Below are 20857 nucleotides of genomic sequence, written 5' to 3'. Positions count from 1 at the left end.
GGCGGGCGGCGGACCGATCTCACATGGCCTGGTCAGGCCGGACCCGGCGCAGGCGTCCCGCCGTGTCCGGCCACGGGACGTCCACCCGCTTCGTGGGGGCCAGAGCCTTGGACAGGAACGCGTCGCGCAGCACGATGCCTGCCGGGGAGAGCTCGATGACCGTGAGCTCGGCGCCCTCGCCGTCGAGCAGCCAGTGCTCCGCGAGCTCGCGCAGGCCGCGATCGAGCACGAGCTCCTCGGCCGCGTGATAGTCGTGCACATCGCCGACGGCGTGGCCGAGGCGGTTGCGCGGGATCACGTCGGCGTAGTCGTCGGTCACGGGTTCGAGGTAGCCAACGGTCTCGCCGTCCTCCCGCGTGACGGCGAGCCAGGTGTCGACCGGGGCGATCTCTGGCATCGTCATGGCCCGACCATAAGGTCGCCGGCCGCCTCGGGGCCCGCTCTTTCTCAGCCCAGGTCGGACTTCCGGATCAGGCCGTGCACGCCGACCGTCCGGTCGACGACCTGCGAGATGGCGAAGTCGGCCGCCGCCGACAGGTAGGCGTAGGCGACCGCCCGGTCCAGGCCGTGGTCGTGCTGGAGAAAGTCGAGCGCGTTGACAACGGCCCGGCGCATCGCGACATCAAGATCGCTGAGCTGCCCGTCCACCGATCCGTCCGGGTCGGACAGCCCGATCGGGATCCATGCGTCCCTGGTCTCGGCGAATGGGTACGAGTACGCGACCGACGGCGCGTCCCCGGAGCCGGGCTTGCAGACGGTGAGCCGGAAGGTCCCGCGCAGCGAGCCCTCCATCGCGGTGAGCGCGACCTCGCCGTCGCCCATCGCCATGTGCGGGTCCCCGACGTAGAAGAGCGCGCCCTCGGCGCTGACCGGAAGGTAGAAGGTGGAACCTGCGCCCAGGTGGCTGATGTCGATGTTGCCGCCGCCCAGCGTCGGCGGGATCGAGTTGGCCTCGGGCGCGGTCAGGTTGGTCGTCTCGGCGAAGGCGACGCCCATCATCCCGAAGAACGTCCGCAGCGGGAACCGCACCCGGCCCCGGCCGGAACCCAGCGTCGCGTGGTCGCCCCGTACCTCGGCGAACACGGACACATTCCCGTACTCGGTCGGGACGCCGGACTCGCGGCCGTCGGTCTCGACGGGTGGCATCACCTCGCCGAGCGTGATCCCCGCGGGGGCGCCGGTGGCCGTGACGGCCAGCGAGCCCTTGCCGTGCCGCGACGAGACGACGCCGTACGGCACACGCGGCGTGGCTTCGAGCGTCTCGATCTTCAGCACGTCGCCGGGTTCGGCGCCCTCCACGAACACGGGACCGGTCACGACGTGCGGACCGTCGACGTCGAAGTTCCGCGCCGTCCGGGAGTACCCGGCGGCGATCGCGGCGGCGTCGTCGAGCACCTCTCGGCGTCGGACGCCGTGCTCGGCGAACCAGGCGACCGGGTCGCGGCCCTGGTCCTCGAGGATGCCCTCGTGGGACACGGAGTCGATGGTGACGGTCTGCCCCGAGCGCACCCGCGCTACGGCGTCGGCGTGCACGGACGGGACGTACCCCCACAGGACGTCGTCGACGTCCGAGCCCAGGTAGACGTCGCCCGGGATCCGTCCGCGGCCGGGCTGCAGGACGCCGGAGAACCTCCCGGAGCCGCGCGTGGCTCCGGCTCCCCGGGCCGCGGCCGACGCCGCGCCCGCGGCAGGAACCGCGGACCCGGCCGCCAGCGCCGACCCCGCCCCCACGCCGAGCGCCGCCTGCAGGAACCGGCGTCGGCCCAGTGCTGAGACCAGGGCCGCTGTCGTCGCGCGTCCGGTTCGGTGTCCGGGAAGAGTCACGGGTCCACGCTCCTTCGATGACGTTCGAGATCGCGCGCGGTCGGGCACCGCACGGCCCCGACGCTAGGAACTGGATATTTCACCCGTGTGTGCCCGCCGTTACGGTGTCCGGATCGTTGGGCACAGCGCGGGCGCTGCGGCCCGACGGCGGACGGGTCTCGACGAGCTCGACCGCCGTCCTTCAGTCGAAGTAGCGCACCACGTCGACCGCGCCGCCCTCCGCGGCGAACTCCTCATGGACGGCGGCGCGCAGCCCGGCGTCGTACAGGTAGTCCAGGGCCGTCGCCGCGAGCCCGGCCGCGCCGTCGACGGCGGCGGACACCGCCGCGGGCGTCGCCGCGGCTGCCGCGAACTCCGCGGTGTGCAGCGCGACGTCCGGGTCCGACACCTGCACCAACGGATGGATGCCGGGGATGCGGAACGAGATGTTGCCGAAGTCGGTGGACGCCGCGAGCGTCTCCGAGAGCACTCCGGCGGGCAGCGGGTCGCGGCCACGTCGGCGCTGGGCCAGGACCCACCGGTCGGTGAGCGTCCGGTTGGTGCGTACCGGGAGGCTCGGGTGGGCGCCGTCGTCCCAGGCGATCTCGACGTCGGTGCCGGTCATGAGGGCCGCGCCCTGCGCGATGTCGTCGAGGCGGCGCGAGAGGTCGCGCAGCGTGTCCGCGTACTTGGACCGCGCGTACAGGTGCACGACGGCGCGCTCCGTGATGATGCTCGGCCGCGTGCCGCCCTCGGCGATCGTCGCGTGCACGCGGTCGACCGGCGGCATCTGCTGCCGCAGCAGGCCGATGCCCTGGTAGGCCAGGCTGGCTGCGTCCAGGGCGTTGCGGCCCATGTACGGCTGGGCGGAGGCGTGCGCCGGTCGCCCGGTGAACGTCCAGGTCAGGAGACGGCGGCCGAGCCAGACCTGGTCGGCGACGTCGAGCCCGTACGGGTGCACCATGATCGCCGCGTCGATGCCCTCGAGCGCCCCGTTGCGGGCGAGGACCTCCTTGCCGGTGTGCCCTTCCTCGGCGGGTGTGCCGAGCAGGACGACGCGGCCCGCGGGGGCGGCGCCGGAGGTCATGACCTGGTGCAGGGCGAGGAACGCGCCGACGCCGGCCGCCGCGATGACGTTGTGGCCGCAGGCGTGGCCGATGCCGGGCAGCGCGTCGTACTCCGCGCAGATCGCGATGGTGGGCCCGGCGGGGTCGCCGACCTCTGCCTGGAACGCGGTCGGCACCCCGTGGACGCCCAGCTCCGCCTCGACGCCGTGCCGCGCGAGCACCTCGACCAGCGTCGCGGCGCTGCGGTGCTCCTCGAACGCAGGCTCGGGGTGCTCGTGCAGCCGCCGGACGATCTCCGCGAGCTCGGGTTCGAGCCGTTCCGCCGCTCGCTCGACGGCGGAGTGCAGCGCGGCGGGCGCCCCGCCGGCGTCCGCCGAAGCGCTCCCGCCGTCAGCCGCGGATGCCGGCCCGGCCACGGCTTTCCGCCGGCCCTCGGTCTCGGCGACCAGATGGTCGAGGTACGCGGTGCTGGGCGGGGCGGAGCGATTCATGCGCTCCATCGTATGGAGTAGTGCGCCCGCGCCCTGGGGCCGGGTGGGTGGCAGATATCCGGGCGTCAGTCCAGGTAGTCCTTCACCAGCTGCTCGGCCAGCCCCGTGTAGGTCGCGGGGGTCAGGGCCGCGAGGCGAGCGGCGACGTCGTCGGGCAGACCGAGGCCCGCGACGAACTCGCGCATGCGCGCGCCGTCCACCCGCTGGCCGCGCGTAAGGTCCTTGAGGCGCTCGTACGGGTTCTCCATGCCGGGCACGCCCGCGACGGACGCCGCGCGCATCGCGGACTGGACGGGCTCGCCCAGCACCTCCCAGTTGGCGTCGAGGTCCTCGCGCAGCAGGGTCTCGTTCACGGCGAGCCGGTCCAGGCCGCGCGCCACGTTGTCGATCGCGAGCAGGCTGTGCCCGAACGCCGGGCCGATGTTCCGCTGCGTCGTCGAGTCGGTGAGGTCGCGCTGCAGGCGGCTGGTGACGAGCGTCGCCGAGAGCGTGTCCAGGAGCGAGCACGAGATCTCGAGGTTGGCCTCGGCGTTCTCGAACCGGATGGGGTTCACCTTGTGCGGCATCGTGGACGAGCCGGTGGCGCCCTCGACCGGGATCTGCGTGAAGAAGCCGAGCGAGATGTAGGTCCACACGTCCGTCGCGAGGTTGTGCAGGATCCGGTTGAAGCGGGCGATGTCGGCGTAGACCTCGGCCTGCCAGTCGTGCGACTCGATCTGCGTGGTCAGCGGGTTCCAGTCCAGCCCGAGACCCTCGACGAATGCCTTCGAGACCGCGGGCCAGTCGGCCCCGGGGACGGCGACCGTGTGCGCGCCGTAGGTGCCGGTGGCGCCGTTCAGCTTGCCCAGGAACTCGGCTCCCTCGACGCGCCGGAGCTGACGCCGCAGGCGGTGCGCCAGCACCGCGAGCTCCTTGCCCAGGGTCGACGGCGTCGCGGGCTGGCCGTGCGTGCGGCTGAGCAGCGGCGCCGCGGCGTGCTCGCGCGCCATGCCGGCGAGCTGGTCGACGACGGCGGTCGCGGCCGGGAGCCAGACGTCGCGGACCGCACCCCGCACCATCAGCGCGTACGACAGGTTGTTGATGTCCTCGCTGGTGCAGGCGAAGTGCACCAGCTCGCTCGCCGCGGGAAGGCTGGTAGTGCCCAGGGCCTCAGGGGCGGCGGCGATGCGGCGCTTGATGAAGTACTCGACTGCCTTGACGTCGTGCACGGTCTCGCGCTCGATCTCGGCCAGCTCGGCGATCTCGTCCGCGCCGAACGTCGCGGGGATCGCGCGGAGGTAGTCGATCTCCTGCGGCGACAGAGTGGGGGCGCCGGGGACCACTGGCGCCTCGATGCCGGGCGCGCCGTTGCACAGCGTGATGAGCCACTCCACCTCGACGTGGATGCGCTCACGGTTCAGCGCGGCCTCGCTCAGGTGGTCCACGAGTGGGGCGACGGCCTTGCGGTACCGGCCGTCCAGCGGGCCGAGCGCGATGGCCGGGCTCACCTCCGCGAGTGCGACGCGGGTGACGGAGCCGGCAGAGCTGGCAGCAGGGGCGGTGGTCTCAGGCACGTGCTCCATTCTCCCACGGGAGTCCCGTCGAAGATTCGTCGAGAAACGGCACAGACCCTTGCGACGCCATTCCGCGGGTGCGAGCCCGACCACAGCCGGCCTTCTCGACGACTTGTGCACAGGCGGGCATTCGTGGCCGACGGTGGTGCCCGGTCCATGTCTAGCGTCGTGGGAACGAGGGACAGGGGAGAGGAACGCGAGAGATGGACACAGCCGAACGAGCAGTGAGGAAGACCCCATGAACGGCACACGTGTGCCGCCAGGGGACCCGACGGCCGCGTTCGCGGCGGCGGTGGAGCTCCTGATCCGGGCAGTGAACCAGCTGCAGGCCGCCGTCGAGGTGGACTGGGAGGCACCCGCGGCTCGGCTGTACCGAGAGGAGGTGGCGGAGGCGGCGCTCGCCGTCGCGCAGGACCTGTTGCTGCTGAAGGAGGCGATGCGGCGGGCCGATCTCATCCGTGTTGCGGGCCTACCGCGATGACGCCGTTCGGGATCACGCCGCCGGACGGCCCGCGTGCCCCGGCGGACACCGTCACGGTGTTCGGGGGAGCAGGGGCCACCGCTGTCGAGTCGGACTCGGTGCGCCGTGCGGCCGCCCGGGTGGCGGGCGCCGCCGACGACCTGCGCGCTGCCGCGGCGCAGGTCCTGGCGGCGAGCGGGGACGTCGTCCTGCCCGGGATCGCCGGAGCCGCCGGAACGTCCTGGCTGCCGGACGGCGGCCTCGGCTGGGCCGGTGCCCTGCTCGCCCCGGCGGCCCGGGCGCTGGAGGAGGCCGCGCACGAGGCGGCGCGAAACCTCGCTGCCCACGCCGACCTGTGCGACCTGCTGGGCTGGCGCCTGCTGCGAGCCGCCGGCCTGTACGAGGAGGCGGAGTCGACCGCGGAGCGGGCGATCGGCGCGCTCGTCACCGCAGGGACGTTCGGCGTCGGGGCGGCGTTCGGCAGCCTGGGCTGGGCAGGCCTCGTGGGGGCCGGTGTCGCGGGCGGTGCGGAGGTGGCCGTGCGCCTGGCCGGTGGAGTGCTCACCGGCGGCGCGTCGGCGGCGGTCACCAGGCGGGTGGGGGCCTACGCGACGCGCGGCCTGGCCCCGTTCTCGGACGAGGCGTTCGCCGGCCTGGGGAGCGGCATCGGGCTGGCCCAGCCCGGGCTCGGCAACGGCCGCCCGGGCGTTGCCGGAGGAGCCGGTGTGCTCGCGCACGTCGCCCGCGAGACCCCGGTGCTCGGGAACGACGACAGCGGGCTCCGGGTCACGCGCCTCGGCCCCGAGGACTTCGCGTACGGCGCCGTCCCGGCATGGTCCGATACGGGAGCGTGGTCCGTGCAGGAGGCACTGGCAAGGATCGACGACCTGTACCCCGGCAAGGGTGGCGCACCCGAGGCCACCATCGCGGTCCAGCGGGTGACCGGAGCCGACGGCGCGGTGTCCTGGACCGTGCTGGTCCCCGGTACCCAGTCGGCGCTGCCCGCGGACCATCCCTTGGACGGCCGGACCGACCTCGAGCTGGTCGCGGGCCAGGCAGACGGCGGGACGGAGGCGATCGAGCGTGCGCTCGCGGACTCCGGCGGCGGGCCCGACGAGCCCGTCACCATCGTCGGGCACAGCCTGGGCGGGATCGCGGCCGCCGCCCTGGTGTCGCGGGCGGGCTTCGCGGAGCGCTACCGGGTGGGCGGGCTGGTCACTGCCGGGTCGCCGACGGGCCTGCTCGCCACGCCGCCCGGCGTCCCGGTGCTGCACCTGGAGACGCCGGAGGAGGTGGTCGCGCACACCGACGGCCGGTCCGCGGCGGAGAACCCGCGCACCCGCGACCGCGTCACGGTGGTCCGGTCGCTGCGGGACTCGACCTACGCGGGCGACCGCACGGCGTCGGAGAACGTGTCGCTGGCGCACTCGCTCACCACACACGTCCGCACGCTGGACCTCGCGATCGGGTCGGGCGACCCGCGGGTGACCGAGGTGGCCGACCGGATCGGGTCGCGGCTGGACGGGAAGGCCGCGAGCACCGTGTTCTACCGGGCCGAACGGGCCGGCCCGTGACCGGGTTCGGGCCCGGCCTCAGCCCGCGATCGGGTTCGGGCCGGGCCTCAGCCCGCGATCGGGCTCAGTCCGAGACCCTCTGGGGCAGCAGCGCCAGCAGGATGGTCTGCACGAGCGAGATCACGAGCGCCGCCAGCAGGTACCACCAGAAGCCGCCGTTCACCTCCAGACCCCAGTTGGGGGTGTCGGAGAACCAGGTCTGGTTCGTGATGAGCGTGGTGATCCACAGCATCAGCGCGTTGATCAACAGTCCCACCAGGCCGAGCGTCAGGATGTAGAGCGGGAGCGAGATGAGCTGGACGATCGGCTTCACGATCATGTGGACCAGGCCGTAGACGACAGCCACCACCAGCACGGCGAGAGTCGTGCCGAGCGCGGTGCCGTTGCTCACGACGTCCATGTGGGAGCCGAGGATCAGGGCCGACAGCCCGATCGCGAGTGCGGTGATGAGGATGCGAACCACAAGCTTCATCCAGTCATCGTGGCATGCTGACCCTCGTGGAAGACGCATTCGTACCGCTCCGCGCCGCCGTGTCGGCACTCCCCGCCTACGTTCCGGGGGCGCGGGTCGCCGCCGGCGCACAAGCCTGGAAGCTGTCGTCGAACGAGAACCCTTATCCGCCGCTGCCGTCCGTGCTGGACGCGATAGCGCGGGCTGCGACCGAGGTCAACCGGTATCCGGACATGTACGCGAGTGAGCTCGTCGAGACGCTCGCCGCGCACACCGGGGTGGCGCCGGAGAACGTGGTGGTCGGCAACGGTTCGGTGGCGGTGCTGGCGCACGTGCTGCAGGCGGTCGTCGAGCACGGGGACGAGGTCGTGTTCCCGTGGCGGTCCTTCGAGGCGTACCCGATAGCGGTGGCGGTGGCCGGCGGCAAGGCGGTAACGGTACCGGTCCAGGAGCACACGGGCCGGCTCGACCTGCCGGCGATGGCGGCCGCCGTCACGCCCGCCACCCGCGTGGTGCTGGTCTGCACGCCGAACAACCCGACAGGCCCCGCGGTACACGCCGACGAGCTCGAGACGTTCCTCGCGGCAGTGCCCAAGGACGTGCTCGTCGTGGTGGACGAGGCATACCTCGAGTTCGTCCGCGACCCCCGGGTGCCCGACGGCGTCGACCTGCTGCGGCGGCACGCGAACGTGGTGCTGCTGCGCACCCTGTCCAAGGCGTACGGGCTGGCCGGGCTGCGGGTCGGCTACGCGGTCGCCGAACCGCGCCTGGCCGCGGGCGTCCGCGCGGTGTCCACGCCGTTCGGCGTCTCGCACGTGGCGCAGGTCGCCGCTCTGGCGTCGCTGGCGCCCACGGCGCAGGACGAGCTCATGGCACGCGTGGAGGCACTGGTCGCGGAGCGCACCCGGGTCACCGGCGCCCTGCGCGACCAGGGCTGGGATCTCCCGGAGACGCAGGCGAACTTCGTCTGGTTCGGCCTGGGGGAGGCGACGACGGAGCGCGCCGCCGCCGCGAAGACGGCCGGCGTCCTGGTGCGCCCGTTCGCCGGTGACGGCATCCGCGTGAGCATCGGCGACCCCGAGGCGAACGACGCGTTCCTGGCGGTCGCCTCGGCCTGGCGCTGAGATTCGGTCACCCGATCACCTGGTCGAGCCACCGGCAGCTCAGCTGATCAGCGCGGCCTGATCCCGGCCGCATCCCGGCCGCGCGCTGGTCAGCGCTCCAGGCAGCGCGCGATGTGCGCCCGGGTCGCCGCGGCGGCCCGAGCGTTGTCGTCGTCCTTGCCCGGGTACTCCGCGTGCCCGGCCGGCAGGTCCTGCAGCTCCAGCGTGGCGCCGACCCCGTACCCGGATGCGCCCGCTCCGGACGAAGCAGCCCCGGCCACCCCTGCTCCGGACGAACCGGCCCGTGCCGAAACAGCCACCGCGTTCGCCACGGCGAACTGCCCGGGCGGCGGCACCGCCGTGTCCCAGAGCGCGCACTCGCAGCGCACGGGGATGCGGAGGTACCCGGCCGCCGTCGACGTGTCGAAGTAGCGCAGCACGTCCCTGGCCTCGGGGTGCTCCGCGACGTACCGGCGCACGGCCTCGCCGCTGCCCGTGCACTCCACGCCGAGCCGCACGTCGTACTGCCCGAAGCTGGGCACCACGAAGGTCGCGCCGACGAACCGTCGGTCCCACGGCACGGCCAGCGCCCCGATCCCGCCGAAGCTCTCGCCCACGTAGTAGAGCGGCAGGTCGCCGGCGACCTCGACGAGGGCGTCGGCCGCGTGCCACAGGTCGACGGCGCAGCGGCCCAGCGCGTACGTCTCCACCGAGCCGATGCCGTGCACCACGTGCTCGGCCGCCGTGTCCGGGGCGCCGACGCCGACGTTGAGCGCCCCGAGCCCGCGCGCGACGGGAAAGACGACGGCGGCGTCGTCGGGCACGCGGTCGAAGCCCGGCTCGTCCCGGCCGCCGTACCCGTGGCTGCGCACGACGCCGACCCGGGCCGCGCCGTCGGACGGGAGGGCGAGCCAGCCGCGCAGCCGCAGCCCGCCGGCGCCCGTGTGCTCCACCTCGTAGAGGTCGTGCGCGCCCTGCCGGTCGAGCGACGTCAGCCGCGGTTCGGGACGCACCGTCCGGGAGGCCGCGAACCAGCCGTGCCACAGGTCGGCGAAGCCGGGCGGCGGCGGGACGGGCTCGACGGCGAGCAGCGCGTCCCGGTCGTACCCATAGGTGCCGTCGATCGGCGCGTCGGGGAACCAGCTGTCGTACGGCTCAGGCAGGGGCACCGGACCAGTATCGGCGGCAGGCCCGACCGAGACCCGGACGCCGCGCGGCGGGTGCCGGGGCGGACTGGCCGAGACTCCGTCGCGGGCGTTGGTGGATTCCGACAAACGGTCCCCCGAGAGATTGGGTGACATCGCGGCAGACCTACCTACGGACCCGTAGCCTACGCTTGCGTAGGCTACGAGAGCGTAGGTTGCGGATCGGCCAAATTTCCGGCTGGACCCGTGCCAAGATGGAAAGGTCCCCGGAACGGGCCGGGCGTCTCCGCAACAGCGGGCGCTCGCGTCCGCAGTTGAAGGAGGAGAGCGTGACTACGACCAACGGCTCCAACGAGGCGATCCCGACGTTGCAGCTACTCGACCCCCTAGGGAACCGCGTCACGACACGCGGTACCAAGGGTTATCGCGACCGCGCCGCAGCTCTGACCGCGGAAGACCTCCGCGGCATGTATCGCGACATGGTCCTGACTCGCCGCTTCGACGAAGAGGCGACGTCGCTCCAGCGGCAGGGTGAGCTCGCCCTGTACGCGCCGGCTCGTGGCCAGGAGGCCGCGCAGGTCGGCAGCGCGTACGCGCTGCGGCCGCAGGACTTCGTCTTCCCGTCGTACCGGGAGCACGGCGTGCTGCAGGTCCGCGGGGTGGACCCTGTCGACCGGCTGCGGTTCTTCCGCGGTTCGGACCATGGCGGGTGGGACCCGAACGAGCACAACGCGAACGTCTACACCGTGGTCATCGGCGCGCACACGCTGCACGCCGCCGGCTACGCCATGGGCGTCCAGCGCGACGGCACCCCCCACGACAAGCACGACGGCACCGCCGTGATCACCTACTTCGGTGACGGCGCGACCTCGCAGGGCGACGTCAACGAGTCGATGGTGTTCGCCGCGGTGAACGACGCGCCCGTCGTGTTCTTCCTGCAGAACAACCAGTGGGCGATCTCCGAGCCCACCGCCAAGCAGTCGAAGACCCCGCTCTACCAGCGGGGCGCGGCGTTCGGCATGCCCAGCCTGCGGGTCGACGGCAACGACGTGCTGGCCGTGTACGCCGCGACGCAGGAGGCGCTCGAGCGCGCCCGCATGGGCGAGGGCCCGAGCTTCATCGAGGCGTTCACGTACCGCATGGGCGCCCACACGACGACCGACGACCCGACCCGCTACCGCACCACCGAGCAGGACGAGGAGTGGCGTCGTCGAGACCCGATCGATCGCCTCGCCGCCCTGCTCCGCGCCGAGGGCGAGCTCGACGAGGACTTCGAGGCCCAGGTCAAGGAGGCAGAGGCCGAGCTCGGCGCCCACCTGCGCTCCGGCGTCCGCGCGCTCGACGGCGGCGTGCCCGTCTCGACGTTCGACGACGTCTACGCCACCCCGCACGGCGTGGTCGCCGCGGAACGGGCCTGGTACGAGGCATACGAGGCCGGCGACCCGCCGACCCCGCAGTACGCGATCGCGGACACGGCCCAGGGAGGCGCACGATGACAACCATGGCGGAACGTACCCACACCACGTCCGGCGCCCCCGACCCGGCGTCGGGCACCACGACCCTCTCGCTGAGCAAGGCCGTGAACGAAGGCCTGCGCGCCGCCATGCGGCGCGACGACAAGGTCATGCTCATGGGCGAGGACATCGGCCCGCTCGGCGGCGTCTTCCGCGTGACCGACGGCCTGCAGGCGGAGTTCGGCGAGCAGCGGGTGGTGGACACGCCGCTGGCGGAGTCCGGCATCGTCGGCACCGCCATCGGCCTGGCCATGCGCGGCTACCGCCCGGTCTGCGAGATCCAGTTCGACGGGTTCGTGTTCCCGGCGTTCAACCAGATCACCACGCAGCTCGCGAAGATCCACAACCGCACGCGCGGCGCGGTGTCGATGCCCGTCGTGATCCGCATCCCGTACGGCGGCGGCATCGGCGCGGTCGAGCACCACAGCGAGAGCCCGGAGGCGCTGTTCGCGCACACCGCCGGCCTCCGCGTGGTCTCCCCGAGCAACCCGCAGGACGCCTACACGATGATCCAGGAGGCCATCGCCTCCCCGGACCCCGTGCTGTTCTTCGAGCCCAAGGGCCGCTACTGGGCGAAGGGCGCCGTCGACCTCGGCACGCCCGTCGCGTCGGCCACGCTCAACGCGGCCAAGGTGGTCCGGACCGGCACCGACGTCACGCTCGTCGCCTACGGTCCCTCCGTCGAGACCGCGCTCAAGACCGCCGACGCGCTCGCGGCCGAGGGCCGCTCGGCCGAGGTGCTCGACCTGCGTGCCATCTCGCCGATCGACACCGCGGCAGTGGTGGCGAGCGTCCGCAAGACCGGGCGCTGCGTGGTGATCCACGAGGCCCCCGTGTTCTTCGGTGCCGGCGCCGAGATCGCGGCCCGGGTCACCGAGGAGTGCTTCTACGCGCTCGAGGCGCCCGTGCTCCGCGTGGGCGGCTTCCACACCCCGTACCCGGTGGCGAAGCACGAGCACGAGTACCTGCCGAGCGTGGACCGTGTGCTCGACGCCGTCGACCGCGCCTTCGCGCACTGACCCAGGAGTGAACCGAGAGTGACCTTGAACAACCAGAGGTTCCCGCTCCCCGACGTCGGTGAGGGGCTCATCGAGGCCGAGATCGTGGAGTGGCGGGTCGCCGTCGGCGACACGGTCGAGGTGAACCAGACGATCGTCGAGATCGAGACGGCGAAGTCGCTCGTCGACCTGCCGTCGCCCTGGGCCGGGACCGTGTCCGCCCTCCTCGTCGAGTCGGGCACCACCGTCGACGTCGGCACCCCCATCATCGAGATCACGGTGTCCGACGGCGGCGGTACCCCCGCCGGGTCGACCTCGAACGGCACCGCATCGGGGGCTGCCCCGGGCGCTGGTCCCGGTGGCGCTCCTGCCGCCGAGGGCGCTCAGGACGAGGGCTCCGGGTCGGTGCTCGTCGGCTACGGCACGGCTGAGGCCAAGGCGAGCGGCCGGCGCCGGCGGCACCAGGCAACAGGGCCCGCCCCGGCGGCCCAGCCGGTCGCGACCCCGGCACCCGCGGCCACCGCCCCGGCACCCGCCCCCGTGGCAGCCGCTCCGGCGCCGGCCCCGGCCCCGGTGGCGGCCCCGCCGTCGGACGCCGGCACGACGACGGCCGCGCGGGCCCGCGTGCTCGCGAAGCCGCCCGTCCGCAAGCTGGCCAAGGACCTGGGGGTGGACCTGGCGGGTGTGCACGCGTCGGGTCCCGGCGGCATCGTGACGCGCGAGGACGTGGTCGCCCACGCCGAGCGCTCGTCGGTGCAGAAGCTGACGAGCTACCCGGACGACGAGCCGTGGCTCGCCTCCGGCGTCGTCTCACCGGACGGGCGGCAGACACGCGTCCCGGTGCGGTCGGTGCGCAAGCGCACCGCCGAGGCCATGGTGGCCAGCGCGTTCACCGCGCCGCACGTGACGGTCCTGCACACCGTCGACGTCACGAAGTCGATGAAGCTGGTCGCGAACCTCAAGGAGGACCGCGACTTCACCGACGTCAAGGTGACGCCGCTGCTCATCGCGGCCAAGGCGGTGCTGCTCGCGGTGAAGCGGCACCCGCAGATCAACGCCTCCTGGGACGACGCGGCGCAGGAGATCATCTACAAGCACTACGTGAACCTGGGGATCGCCGCGGCGACCCCGCGCGGCCTCGTGGTGCCGAACATCAAGGACGCGCACACGCTCGACCTGCTCGGCATCGCCAAAGCCCTCGCGGGGCTGACGGCGACCGCGCGGGCCGGGCGCACGTCGGTCACGGACATGTCCGACGGCACCATCACGATCACCAACCTGGGCGTCTTCGGCATCGACACCGGTACGCCGATCCTGAACCCGGGGGAGGCGGGGATCCTCGCCTTCGGCGCGATCCGTGAGCAGCCCTGGGTGCACAAGGGCAAGGTCAAGCCGCGCTGGGTCACGACGCTGAGCTTCAGCTTCGACCACCGGCTGGCCGACGGCGAGCTGGGCGCGCGGTTCCTGTCCGACGTCGCGCGCGTGCTCGAGGAGCCGGCGCGCGGCCTGGTGTGGAGCTGACCGAGCCGGACCCGCATGACCCCGCACAACGCAGCAGACCCCCAGGTCACCGACTGACCTGGGGGTCTGCTGCGTAGAAGGTCCGAGACGTGGAACGATCAAAGGCCTGGAACGACCGAAGCAGTGCGCCTCGTCCGGATCGGTCTGGGAGATCCGCGGTACGGACGGGCGCACTGCTCCGGCATCTCACGGCGGCTGGACTCGGCCGCCGTGCCTCGGACAACGTTCGTCAGGTCGCGTGGCCGTCACGCCACGCGCATGCCCCCGATCGACCGCGGCCGGCCGCGACGACGCTTGCGGCTCCGCACGGTGCCGTCCACGACGATCTCCCCGCCCCAGACGCCCCACGGCTCGCGGCGGGCGAGGGCACCTGCGAGGCACTGCGCCTTGAGCGGGCAGTCGGCGCACGCGCGCTTAGCCTCTTCAAGGTCCGCAGGATGCTCCGCGAACCAGAGCTCGGGCTGTTCCGAGCACGGTACGGAGTCGTCGGTCTCGGTGATGATGTACGCGAGGTCCACACTGGTCACAACGCAGAAGAGGGCTAAAGGGTTGGGTTTGGTGCATAACCCCTCCCAGTTTTTCCTGAACTTCTTCGAAACCGGCCGGGCCCGGACGCCCACGGCGTGGTCAACCGGACATCAGCCGCCGGTCAGAACCGCGGCGGAGCGCGCCTAGGCTGGACCGGTGACACCGACCGACGCCCAGAACGCGGCCAGCAGAACTGCCCGGAAGAGCCCCGCGAGCGGCCCAGCGAGCCCCTCGTGGCTCGTCGCGGCGCTGCCCGCCGCGGCTCTCGTGGCTCTGGCGGCTCTCTTCGCGGCCGGCGCGTTCTCCGGTGCGTTCACCGCGTTCGCGAACTTCACCGACCCGGGCATCCTCGTGCGCTGGGGCGTACCCGTCGCGACGGTGACCACCGAGCTGGCCGTGGCGGTGACCCTGGGCTCGCTCGTGCTGGCGGCCTGCGTCCTGCCGCGCGGGCCGCTGGTCGACCGGGCGCTCGGGGTCGCAGGCGTCTCGGCAGGGGCGTGGACCCTGGCGGCGCTCGTGCAGCTCGTCCTGCGCTTCTCGTGGTCCACCTACCTGCCCCTGGACGCGCCGACGTTCGGGCCGGCGCTGATGGAGTACATCTCGACCATCCCCGCGGGCCGCACGTATCTGGGGACGGTGATCGTGGCCGCCCTGACGGCCGCCGTCGCGCTCCTGGTGCGCGGTCCGGTGGGCGCCCTGTGCGCGACGGCCCTGCCGCTGGTCGCCCTCGGCACGCAGTCCTCGACCGGCCACGCCGCCGGCGCCTCCAGCCACGACCTAGCGGTCTCCGCCCTGTTCCTGCACCTGGGCGGCGCGGCGCTCTGGGTCGGCGGGCTGGCCGCGATCGTCTTCGTCGGCCTGCGGTACGCCGCGACCGCCGACGTGATCCGGCGGTACTCCGAGATCGCCTTCTGGTGCTTCGCCGCCGTGGCGGTCTCGGGCCTGGTCAGCGCATGGATCCGGATCGGCTCGCTCGACGGGCTGAGCACCGACTACGGGATCCTGCTGGTCGTCAAGGCCGCGCTGCTGACAGTCCTCGGCAGCCTCGGCTGGCTGCACCGCAGCACGGTCGTCGCCCGCCTCTCCGCCGGGACCACCACCAGGAACGCGGCGATCGGCCTGTTCTGGCGGCTCGCCGCGGTGGAGATCGGAGTGATGGGCGCGGTGTCCGGCGTGGCGGTCGCCCTCGGCTCCACGGCGCCCCCCGTGCCCGACGACGAGATAGTCGACGCGACCCCCGCCGAGATCGTCACCGGCCACCCGCTGCCGCCCGAGCCCACGGTGCTGCGCTGGCTCACCGAGTTCCAGTGGGACGTCATCGCCGCGTTCGCGTGCGCTGCCGCCGTGCTCGTCTACGTCCGGTGGACGCTGCGGCTGCGCCGTCGGGGGGACGCCTGGCCCGTTGGCCGCACCATCTCCTGGTGCCTCGGCATCCTGGTCCTCTTCTGGGCCACGAACGGCGGCGCGGCCGCCTACGGGCACGTCCTGTTCAGCGCGCACATGGTGCAGCACATGATCCTGGCGATGGTGGTGCCGCTGTTCCTCGTCCTGGCCGCGCCGGTCACCCTGCTCGTGCGGGCCGTCCCGGCGCGCAAGGACGACTCCCGGGGTCCGCGCGAGTGGGTCCTGCTGCTCGTGCACTCCGCCTTCGGCCGGTTCATGGCCAACCCGGTGGTGGCCGCGGTCCTGTTCGCGGGCGGGATGATTGCCTTCTACTTCACGCCCCTGTTCGAGCTGGCGCTGACCACCTACGCGGGCCATCTGTGGATGATCCTCCACTTCACGCTGGTGGGGTACCTCTTCGCGAATGCGCTGATCGGCGTCGACCCCGGGCCGTCCCGCCCCGGGTACCCGCTGCGGCTCGTGCTGCTGTTCGCCACCATGGCGTTCCACGCGTTCTTCGGCGTGACGCTGACCTCGGGCACCGCGCTGCTCGTGCCTGACTGGTTCGGGCTCATGGGCCGCACGTGGGGCCCCAGCGCCATCGTGGACCAGCAGCTGGGCGGCGGCGTGGCATGGGGCATCGGCGAGCTGCCGACCCTCCTGCTCGCGATCGGCGTCGCGATCTCCTGGACACGGTCCGACGCGCGCGAGGCCAAGCGGAACGACCGCAAGGCGGAGCGCGACGGCGACGCCGAGCTCGAGGCGTACAACAAGATGCTGGCCCAGAAGGCGGAACAGGCGTCGAAGCGCGGCGAAGGCTGACGGCGCCGCCGCCCACGGACGGACCGACCTGCACAGCCGCCCGAAAATCCGTCCTGCCCGCGATCCGGGCGTGATAGGACGGACCGCGTGAGCGAATCTCCGCAGTCCCCGCAGACCCCGTTCCACGACCTCGACCACTACGTGGCGATCCCGCGCCTCACCGGCCTCACGGCCAGCCAGGACGGCACCCGCCTCGTCGTAGGCGTCCAGACGCTCGACGCCGAGCGCACCGCCTACCGCACCGCCCTCTGGGAGGTGGACCCGGCAGGCGAGGCGCCCGCCCGCCGGCTGACCCGATCCGCGAAGGGCGAGTCGGCAGCCGTCTTCACCCGGTCCGGCGACCTCCTGTTCACCTCCGCCCGGCCCGACCCGGACGGCAAGGACGGCGACGAGCCCAAGCCGGCCCTCTGGCTCCTGCCGGCACACGCCGGTGAGGCCCGCGTGATCGCGGCCCCGCCGGGCGGCGTCTCGGGCGCGCTCGCCGCGCGCGACGCCGACACGGTCAGCGTCGCCGCCGGCCTCCTGCCCTCGGCGAAGGGCCTGGCGGAGGACGTCAAGCTGCGCAAGGCCCGCAAGGACCAGAAGGTCTCCGCGATCCTGCACACCGGGTACCCGGTGCGGTTCTGGGACCACGACCTCGGCCCCGACCAGGAGCGACGCTTCGCGGGCGACCTGGCGGCGCTCACGGACGAGCCGGCGGTGCCGCTGCCCGCGGCCTCGGGCGCACCGGGAGCCGCGCAGGTCGAGTCCGCCGAGCCCCAGACCGACGGCCCGGCGTCAGGCAAGCACCTCGACCTGCGCGACCTCACCGGCGCCGGCCGGCAGCTCGTGGAGCACTCGGCGGACCTGTCCGCCGATGGCGCGACCCTGGTCACGACCTGGAGCGTGCCGGACGCCGGCGCCGCCAACCGCAGCACCCTGGTCGCTATCGACACGGCGACCGGCGACCGTCGCGTGCTCGTGGACGACCCGGACGCCGACGCCGCCGGCCCCCGCATCTCGCCCGACGGCGCCTGGGTGGCCTACGGGACCGAGTCCATCTCGTCCCCGACCGAGGCGCCGGTGATCCGCCTCGCCCTGGTGCCGACCGACGGCTCCGCGGCGCCGGTGGTCCTCGCGGACGACTGGGACCGCTGGCCCGGCCGCCCCACCTGGCTCCCGGACGGCAGCGGCCTGCTGGTCGAGGCCGACGACGACGGCCGCGGCCCGGTCTTCCTGCTCACGTTCTCGGGGGCGCTCCCGGGCGGCGACGTGACCGTCGAGCAGCTGACCTCCGACGACGCCGTCTTCTCCGACCTCGCGGTCACACCCGACGGTGCCACCCTCTTCGCGCTGCGCACCTCCTACGCGGCCCCGGCCGAGCCGGTGCGGATCGACCTGGCGGCGTTCCTCGCCTCGGGCACGCCGGGGGAGCGGACGCCGGTCGCCGCGACCGTCCTGCGCTCGCCCGCGCCGGCCCTGGAGCTGCCGGGCACGCTCACCGAGATCGAGACCACCACCGAGGACGGGACGCGCGTGCGCGCATGGCTCGCGCTCCCCGCCGACGTCGGCCCGGAGGCCAAGGCCCCGCTCCTGCTGTGGATCCACGGCGGCCCGCTGGGCTCGTGGAACGCCTGGAGCTGGCGCTGGAACCCGTGGCTGATGGTCGCCCAGGGGTACGCCGTGCTGCTGCCCGACCCGGCGCTGTCGACCGGGTACGGCCAGGAGTTCGTCCAGCGCGGCTGGGGTGCCTGGGGCGGGTCGCCGTTCACCGACCTCATGGCGATCACCGACGCCGCCGAGGCGCTGCCCGAGATCGACGAGACCCGCACGGCCGCGATGGGCGGCTCGTTCGGCGGTTACATGGCGAACTGGGTGGCCGGCCACACGGACCGGTTCCGGGCCGTGGTGACGCACGCGAGCCTGTGGGCGCTGGACCAGTTCGGTCCGACCACGGACGCCGGGTACTACTGGGCCCGCGAGATGACGCCCGAGATGGCGCTGGAGAACAGCCCGCACCTGGCCGTGGGCGAGATCCGCACCCCGATGCTCGTGATCCACGGCGACAAGGACTACCGGGTGCCGATCGGCGAGGGCCTGCGGCTCTGGTTCGAGCTGCTGACGAAGTCGGGCCTCCCGGCGTCCGACGACGGCGAGACGGTGCACCGGTTCCTGTACTTCCCGGACGAGAACCACTGGGTGCTCACGCCGCAGAACGCCAAGGTCTGGTACCAGGTGGTGTCGGCGTTCCTCGCGGAGCAGGTCCTGGACGAGACGCCGGAGCTGCCGACGACCCTCGGCTGACCGAGCAGCACCCGGCCGGATACTGCTGACCGAGGTAGAGCGAGTTTGGGGCAGCCGCTCTACTTCGGCAGTGGTTCAGCCGGCGCGGACCGCGCCCACGACGCGCACGCGCACCGCGACGTCGTCGATCTCTTCGGGGATCCGGTCAACGAGGCGGGCGTCCGTGACGTTGACCTGCAGCACCCAGCTCCCGCCCGGTCCTGCGACCTGCTCGACCAGGTCCTCCTCCGCTAGCACCTCGACCGGCGATCCGCCGGAAGTGCCTGGCTTCGCGTGCTTTCGCGTGGGGTACTCGCGTCGTGGGTGTTCGAGTGACGTCGTGAACTCAGGGGCGACGCCAACCCCGATCACACCGTCGAGCCCGGTGACTTTTTTCCGTAATGCGGCTTTTGCCGACCGAGCCTTGTCGAGTGTTGCCATGCCGATCACCTCCTGGTCATCCATTGTGTCCCCCCTGTCTACCCCCTTCCACCGGTCCGGAACGTGTTGTGGGCCACTCTTCCAGGCCTCGGGCAGCGCCGCAGGTCAGCCGGGTTGTGGCGCGCGACGCGCCGCGCGAACACGCCCACGCCCCTGGTCGCCGAGAGCGACACGCCCGGCGCTGGAAACGCTGGTTCGCATGCCGAACGTCACTCAAAGGGGTGGGCGGGCTCCCTGGCCAGCTCGACGTCGAGGATCTCCAGCACCTGGTCGATCGGATTGGCGTAGGTGAGTCCCTTCCCGCTGTGCCCGCCGGACTCGGATCCGGCGAACAGGAGGCCGATCGCCACGCCGTCCTCCCGGTAGACGAGGGCGCCCGAGTCGCCGCCGCGGGAGAACGGTCCGTCGTCGAGGCTCTCGATCTCGATCTGGTCGTCGAAGTTGAGCGCGCCGAGGTCCTCGTAGCCGACTATGACGTCGTCGAGCTCGATGGCGGTGACCCGCCCACGCGTGATCGCCGTCGTGCGGCCCACCTTGCCGACGACCTCACCGCCGAGGGCCCGGGCGGTCTTCACCACGCGCCCAACGGGGTAGTCGAAGTCGACCGGGACCCGGTCGAGGCGGGCGATCGCGGCATCCGTGAACGACGGCTCGGTCGAGTCCAGGTCCACCACCTGCGTGAGCTCGCCGATCCGGTCGCCGGGTGCCAGGCCGCCGTCGGCCGGACCGGGCTGCAGGACGATGTCGCCGGGCTGCGCCTCCGGGGACCCGGCCAGCACGTGGTAGTTCGAGAGCGCGTACAGGGCGTCGTCGCCGGGGCCCGCGCGGGTCACGAAGGCGCCGAGCGTGCCGGCCGTGACACCGACGTGGCCGATGGAGATGCCGGGCCGCAGCGGCCGGCGCCGGTCGGTGTCGCCGTCGGCCTGCCACGTCGGTGCGGGCGGGCGCGGGCCGAGCTCGCTCACGGGACGGATGCGGCCGGTGCGGCGGATGTCGGCGTCCGGCCCGATCTCGGCCGAGACCTTGCGCACTATCGAACGGGCCCGGGGGATCCCGAGCCGATAGCGGACGGCTATGCCGAAGCCGCCGTCGGCCTGAGGCACCAGGCCGAGCGCGATGGTGGGGGCGCGCACGACGTCGGCGGCGTCGGCCTCCGTCTGTGCGCCCAGCGACCGCGGCGTCGCCACGACTCCGTGCTTCTCTGCCAGCTCTCGGGCGAAGGCTGCAAGCTGCTCCTTCATCTTCCTGGCCTCGTCGCGGTCCATGTCCTGATCCTCTCCTCACCCACCAACACGACACGGCACACAAGATGGCGACACGCCGATCTGCCCCGGAAAGTCATCCGATAGACGGATATCGCCCCGTCAGGTTTGCGCGGTACGTTCCTCTGCTACACCCAATCATGGCCGGGTGAAAGCCAGGAAGACCTGGGGTGTCACAAAACATCCCCGGGGACCTCTTGAATCGTTGGTGGCGTCCGCTCTGGGCGCCGATGGACACGAAACGGCGAGAATGATCGGGACGATGGACGAGACGCGGAGCGCGCGGGTGACTCGCGCCGACGTGCGTGAGGCCCTCATGTGGGCCCTCGAGCGGGACCGCGCTGCTCTGCTCGCGCACCGTGCGGCCGTGCACTCCAGCAAGAGCGAACTCACGCGCCGCCGGGCGGACAAGGTTCTGGTGGAGCAGTGGCGCGCCCGCACGCCGGACAGCAGCAAGGGCGGCTCGCCCCGGGAGTGAC

18 protein-coding genes are annotated in these 20857 nt (G+C 72.8%); 9 read left to right on the top strand and 9 right to left on the bottom strand.

Going from position 1 to position 20857, the window contains the following annotated elements; genetic code table 11:
* Positions 1 to 19: 19 nt before the first annotated feature.
* The 4 genes from C8K30_RS09445 to purB form a co-directional block, all read right to left on the bottom strand.
* Complete coding sequence (locus tag C8K30_RS09445; RefSeq protein ID WP_108492661.1) at positions 20 to 403, bottom strand: hypothetical protein; 384 nt, start codon at positions 401 to 403, stop codon at positions 20 to 22.
* A gap of 44 nt (positions 404 to 447) precedes the next feature.
* The gene (locus C8K30_RS09440) at positions 448 to 1824 is read right to left on the bottom strand and encodes an acetamidase/formamidase family protein (RefSeq protein WP_199230424.1); all 1377 of its coding nucleotides are present in this window, start codon (positions 1822 to 1824) and stop codon (positions 448 to 450) included.
* Between the two features lie 181 nt (positions 1825 to 2005).
* The gene (locus C8K30_RS09435; RefSeq protein WP_108492660.1) at positions 2006 to 3370 is read right to left on the bottom strand and encodes an amidohydrolase; all 1365 of its coding nucleotides are present in this window, start codon (positions 3368 to 3370) and stop codon (positions 2006 to 2008) included.
* 56 nt (positions 3371 to 3426) lie between these two features.
* A complete protein-coding gene (gene purB / locus C8K30_RS09430) occupies positions 3427 to 4923 on the bottom strand; it encodes an adenylosuccinate lyase (protein WP_108492659.1) in 1497 nt (498 codons plus the stop codon).
* Between the two features lie 229 nt (positions 4924 to 5152).
* Here purB and C8K30_RS09425 point away from each other — a divergent pair, with 229 nt between their 5' ends.
* Both C8K30_RS09425 and C8K30_RS09420 read left to right on the top strand, forming a co-directional pair.
* Complete coding sequence (locus C8K30_RS09425; RefSeq protein WP_108492658.1) at positions 5153 to 5395, top strand: hypothetical protein; 243 nt, start codon at positions 5153 to 5155, stop codon at positions 5393 to 5395.
* Entirely contained in the window at positions 5392 to 6948 is a 1557-nt protein-coding gene (locus C8K30_RS09420; protein ID WP_108492657.1) for a hypothetical protein, read from the top strand. Before C8K30_RS09425 ends, C8K30_RS09420 begins: the two co-directional genes overlap by 4 nt.
* Before the next feature lie 64 nt (positions 6949 to 7012).
* On the opposite strand, the gene C8K30_RS09415 is transcribed toward C8K30_RS09420, so the two are convergent.
* Positions 7013 to 7420, bottom strand: a complete 408-nt coding sequence (locus C8K30_RS09415) for a phage holin family protein (RefSeq protein WP_108492656.1) — start codon at positions 7418 to 7420, stop codon at positions 7013 to 7015.
* Positions 7421 to 7434: 14 nt separating this feature from the next.
* On the opposite strand from C8K30_RS09415, the gene hisC reads away from it, so the two are divergent.
* Positions 7435 to 8523, top strand: a complete 1089-nt coding sequence (gene hisC / locus C8K30_RS09410; RefSeq protein WP_108492655.1) for a histidinol-phosphate transaminase — start codon at positions 7435 to 7437, stop codon at positions 8521 to 8523.
* An 89-nt stretch (positions 8524 to 8612) separates the two neighbouring features.
* On the opposite strand, the gene C8K30_RS09405 is transcribed toward hisC, so the two are convergent.
* Positions 8613 to 9671 carry an acetylxylan esterase gene (locus C8K30_RS09405; protein WP_108492654.1) on the bottom strand — a complete coding sequence of 353 codons (1059 nt, stop codon included), beginning with the start codon at positions 9669 to 9671 and terminating at the stop codon, positions 8613 to 8615.
* A 305-nt stretch (positions 9672 to 9976) separates the two neighbouring features.
* Between C8K30_RS09405 and pdhA the strand changes: the two genes are divergently transcribed.
* The 3 genes from pdhA to C8K30_RS09390 are packed head-to-tail and all read left to right on the top strand — an operon-like array spanning position 9977 to position 13680.
* Positions 9977 to 11143: a pyruvate dehydrogenase (acetyl-transferring) E1 component subunit alpha gene (gene pdhA, locus C8K30_RS09400; protein ID WP_233257077.1), complete on the top strand. Its 1167-nt coding sequence runs from the start codon at positions 9977 to 9979 to the stop codon at positions 11141 to 11143.
* Between the two features lie 5 nt (positions 11144 to 11148).
* The gene (locus C8K30_RS09395) at positions 11149 to 12180 is read left to right on the top strand and encodes an alpha-ketoacid dehydrogenase subunit beta (RefSeq protein ID WP_108492653.1); all 1032 of its coding nucleotides are present in this window, start codon (positions 11149 to 11151) and stop codon (positions 12178 to 12180) included.
* Between the two features lie 24 nt (positions 12181 to 12204).
* Positions 12205 to 13680: a dihydrolipoamide acetyltransferase family protein gene (locus tag C8K30_RS09390; RefSeq protein ID WP_199230448.1), complete on the top strand. Its 1476-nt coding sequence runs from the start codon at positions 12205 to 12207 to the stop codon at positions 13678 to 13680.
* Between the two features lie 245 nt (positions 13681 to 13925).
* Here C8K30_RS09390 and C8K30_RS09385 read toward each other — a convergent pair whose 3' ends face one another.
* The gene (locus C8K30_RS09385; protein WP_369939619.1) at positions 13926 to 14207 is read right to left on the bottom strand and encodes a WhiB family transcriptional regulator; all 282 of its coding nucleotides are present in this window, start codon (positions 14205 to 14207) and stop codon (positions 13926 to 13928) included.
* Positions 14208 to 14364: 157 nt separating this feature from the next.
* Here C8K30_RS09385 and C8K30_RS09380 point away from each other — a divergent pair, with 157 nt between their 5' ends.
* Positions 14365 to 16413 (top strand): cytochrome c oxidase assembly protein, encoded by a 2049-nt coding sequence (locus tag C8K30_RS09380; protein WP_108492650.1) that lies wholly within the window; start codon positions 14365 to 14367, stop codon positions 16411 to 16413.
* A gap of 87 nt (positions 16414 to 16500) precedes the next feature.
* Positions 16501 to 18696 (top strand): prolyl oligopeptidase family serine peptidase, encoded by a 2196-nt coding sequence (locus C8K30_RS09375; protein ID WP_108492649.1) that lies wholly within the window; start codon positions 16501 to 16503, stop codon positions 18694 to 18696.
* Positions 18697 to 18771: 75 nt separating this feature from the next.
* Here the strand turns inward: C8K30_RS09375 and C8K30_RS30260 are convergent, their stop codons facing one another.
* Together C8K30_RS30260 and C8K30_RS09370 are read right to left on the bottom strand one after the other, a co-directional pair.
* Entirely contained in the window at positions 18772 to 19116 is a 345-nt protein-coding gene (locus C8K30_RS30260; protein ID WP_146197402.1) for a hypothetical protein, read from the bottom strand.
* 209 nt (positions 19117 to 19325) lie between these two features.
* Positions 19326 to 20381, bottom strand: a complete 1056-nt coding sequence (locus C8K30_RS09370) for a hypothetical protein (RefSeq protein ID WP_108492648.1) — start codon at positions 20379 to 20381, stop codon at positions 19326 to 19328.
* 259 nt (positions 20382 to 20640) lie between these two features.
* Here C8K30_RS09370 and C8K30_RS09365 point away from each other — a divergent pair, with 259 nt between their 5' ends.
* Positions 20641 to 20856, top strand: a complete 216-nt coding sequence (locus C8K30_RS09365) for a hypothetical protein (protein WP_132234811.1) — start codon at positions 20641 to 20643, stop codon at positions 20854 to 20856.
* Position 20857 lies beyond the last annotated feature (1 nt).

The sequence above is a fragment of the Promicromonospora sp. AC04 genome (assembly GCF_003058225.1).
Classification (GTDB): Bacteria; Actinomycetota; Actinomycetes; order Actinomycetales; family Cellulomonadaceae; genus Promicromonospora.
The sequence above is the reverse complement of the archived record's forward strand: the minus strand, read 5'-3'. Positions and strand labels throughout refer to the sequence as shown.

What these genes read in the sequence shown, in the direction of transcription:
- C8K30_RS09445 (WP_108492661.1), bottom strand. Translation starts at nt 403, where the DNA reads ATGACGATGCCAGAGATCGCCCCGGTCGACACCTGGCTCGCCGTCACG.
- C8K30_RS09435 (WP_108492660.1), bottom strand. Translation starts at nt 3,370, where the DNA reads ATGGAGCGCATGAATCGCTCCGCCCCGCCCAGCACCGCGTACCTCGAC.
- purB (WP_108492659.1), bottom strand. Translation starts at nt 4,923, where the DNA reads ATGGAGCACGTGCCTGAGACCACCGCCCCTGCTGCCAGCTCTGCCGGC.
- C8K30_RS09425 (WP_108492658.1), top strand. Translation starts at nt 5,153, where the DNA reads ATGAACGGCACACGTGTGCCGCCAGGGGACCCGACGGCCGCGTTCGCG.
- C8K30_RS09420 (WP_108492657.1), top strand. Translation starts at nt 5,392, where the DNA reads ATGACGCCGTTCGGGATCACGCCGCCGGACGGCCCGCGTGCCCCGGCG.
- C8K30_RS09415 (WP_108492656.1), bottom strand. Translation starts at nt 7,420, where the DNA reads ATGAAGCTTGTGGTTCGCATCCTCATCACCGCACTCGCGATCGGGCTG.
- hisC (WP_108492655.1), top strand. Translation starts at nt 7,435, where the DNA reads ATGCTGACCCTCGTGGAAGACGCATTCGTACCGCTCCGCGCCGCCGTG.
- C8K30_RS09395 (WP_108492653.1), top strand. Translation starts at nt 11,149, where the DNA reads ATGGCGGAACGTACCCACACCACGTCCGGCGCCCCCGACCCGGCGTCG.
- C8K30_RS30260 (WP_146197402.1), bottom strand. Translation starts at nt 19,116, where the DNA reads ATGGCAACACTCGACAAGGCTCGGTCGGCAAAAGCCGCATTACGGAAA.
- C8K30_RS09370 (WP_108492648.1), bottom strand. Translation starts at nt 20,381, where the DNA reads ATGGACCGCGACGAGGCCAGGAAGATGAAGGAGCAGCTTGCAGCCTTC.
- C8K30_RS09365 (WP_132234811.1), top strand. Translation starts at nt 20,641, where the DNA reads ATGGACGAGACGCGGAGCGCGCGGGTGACTCGCGCCGACGTGCGTGAG.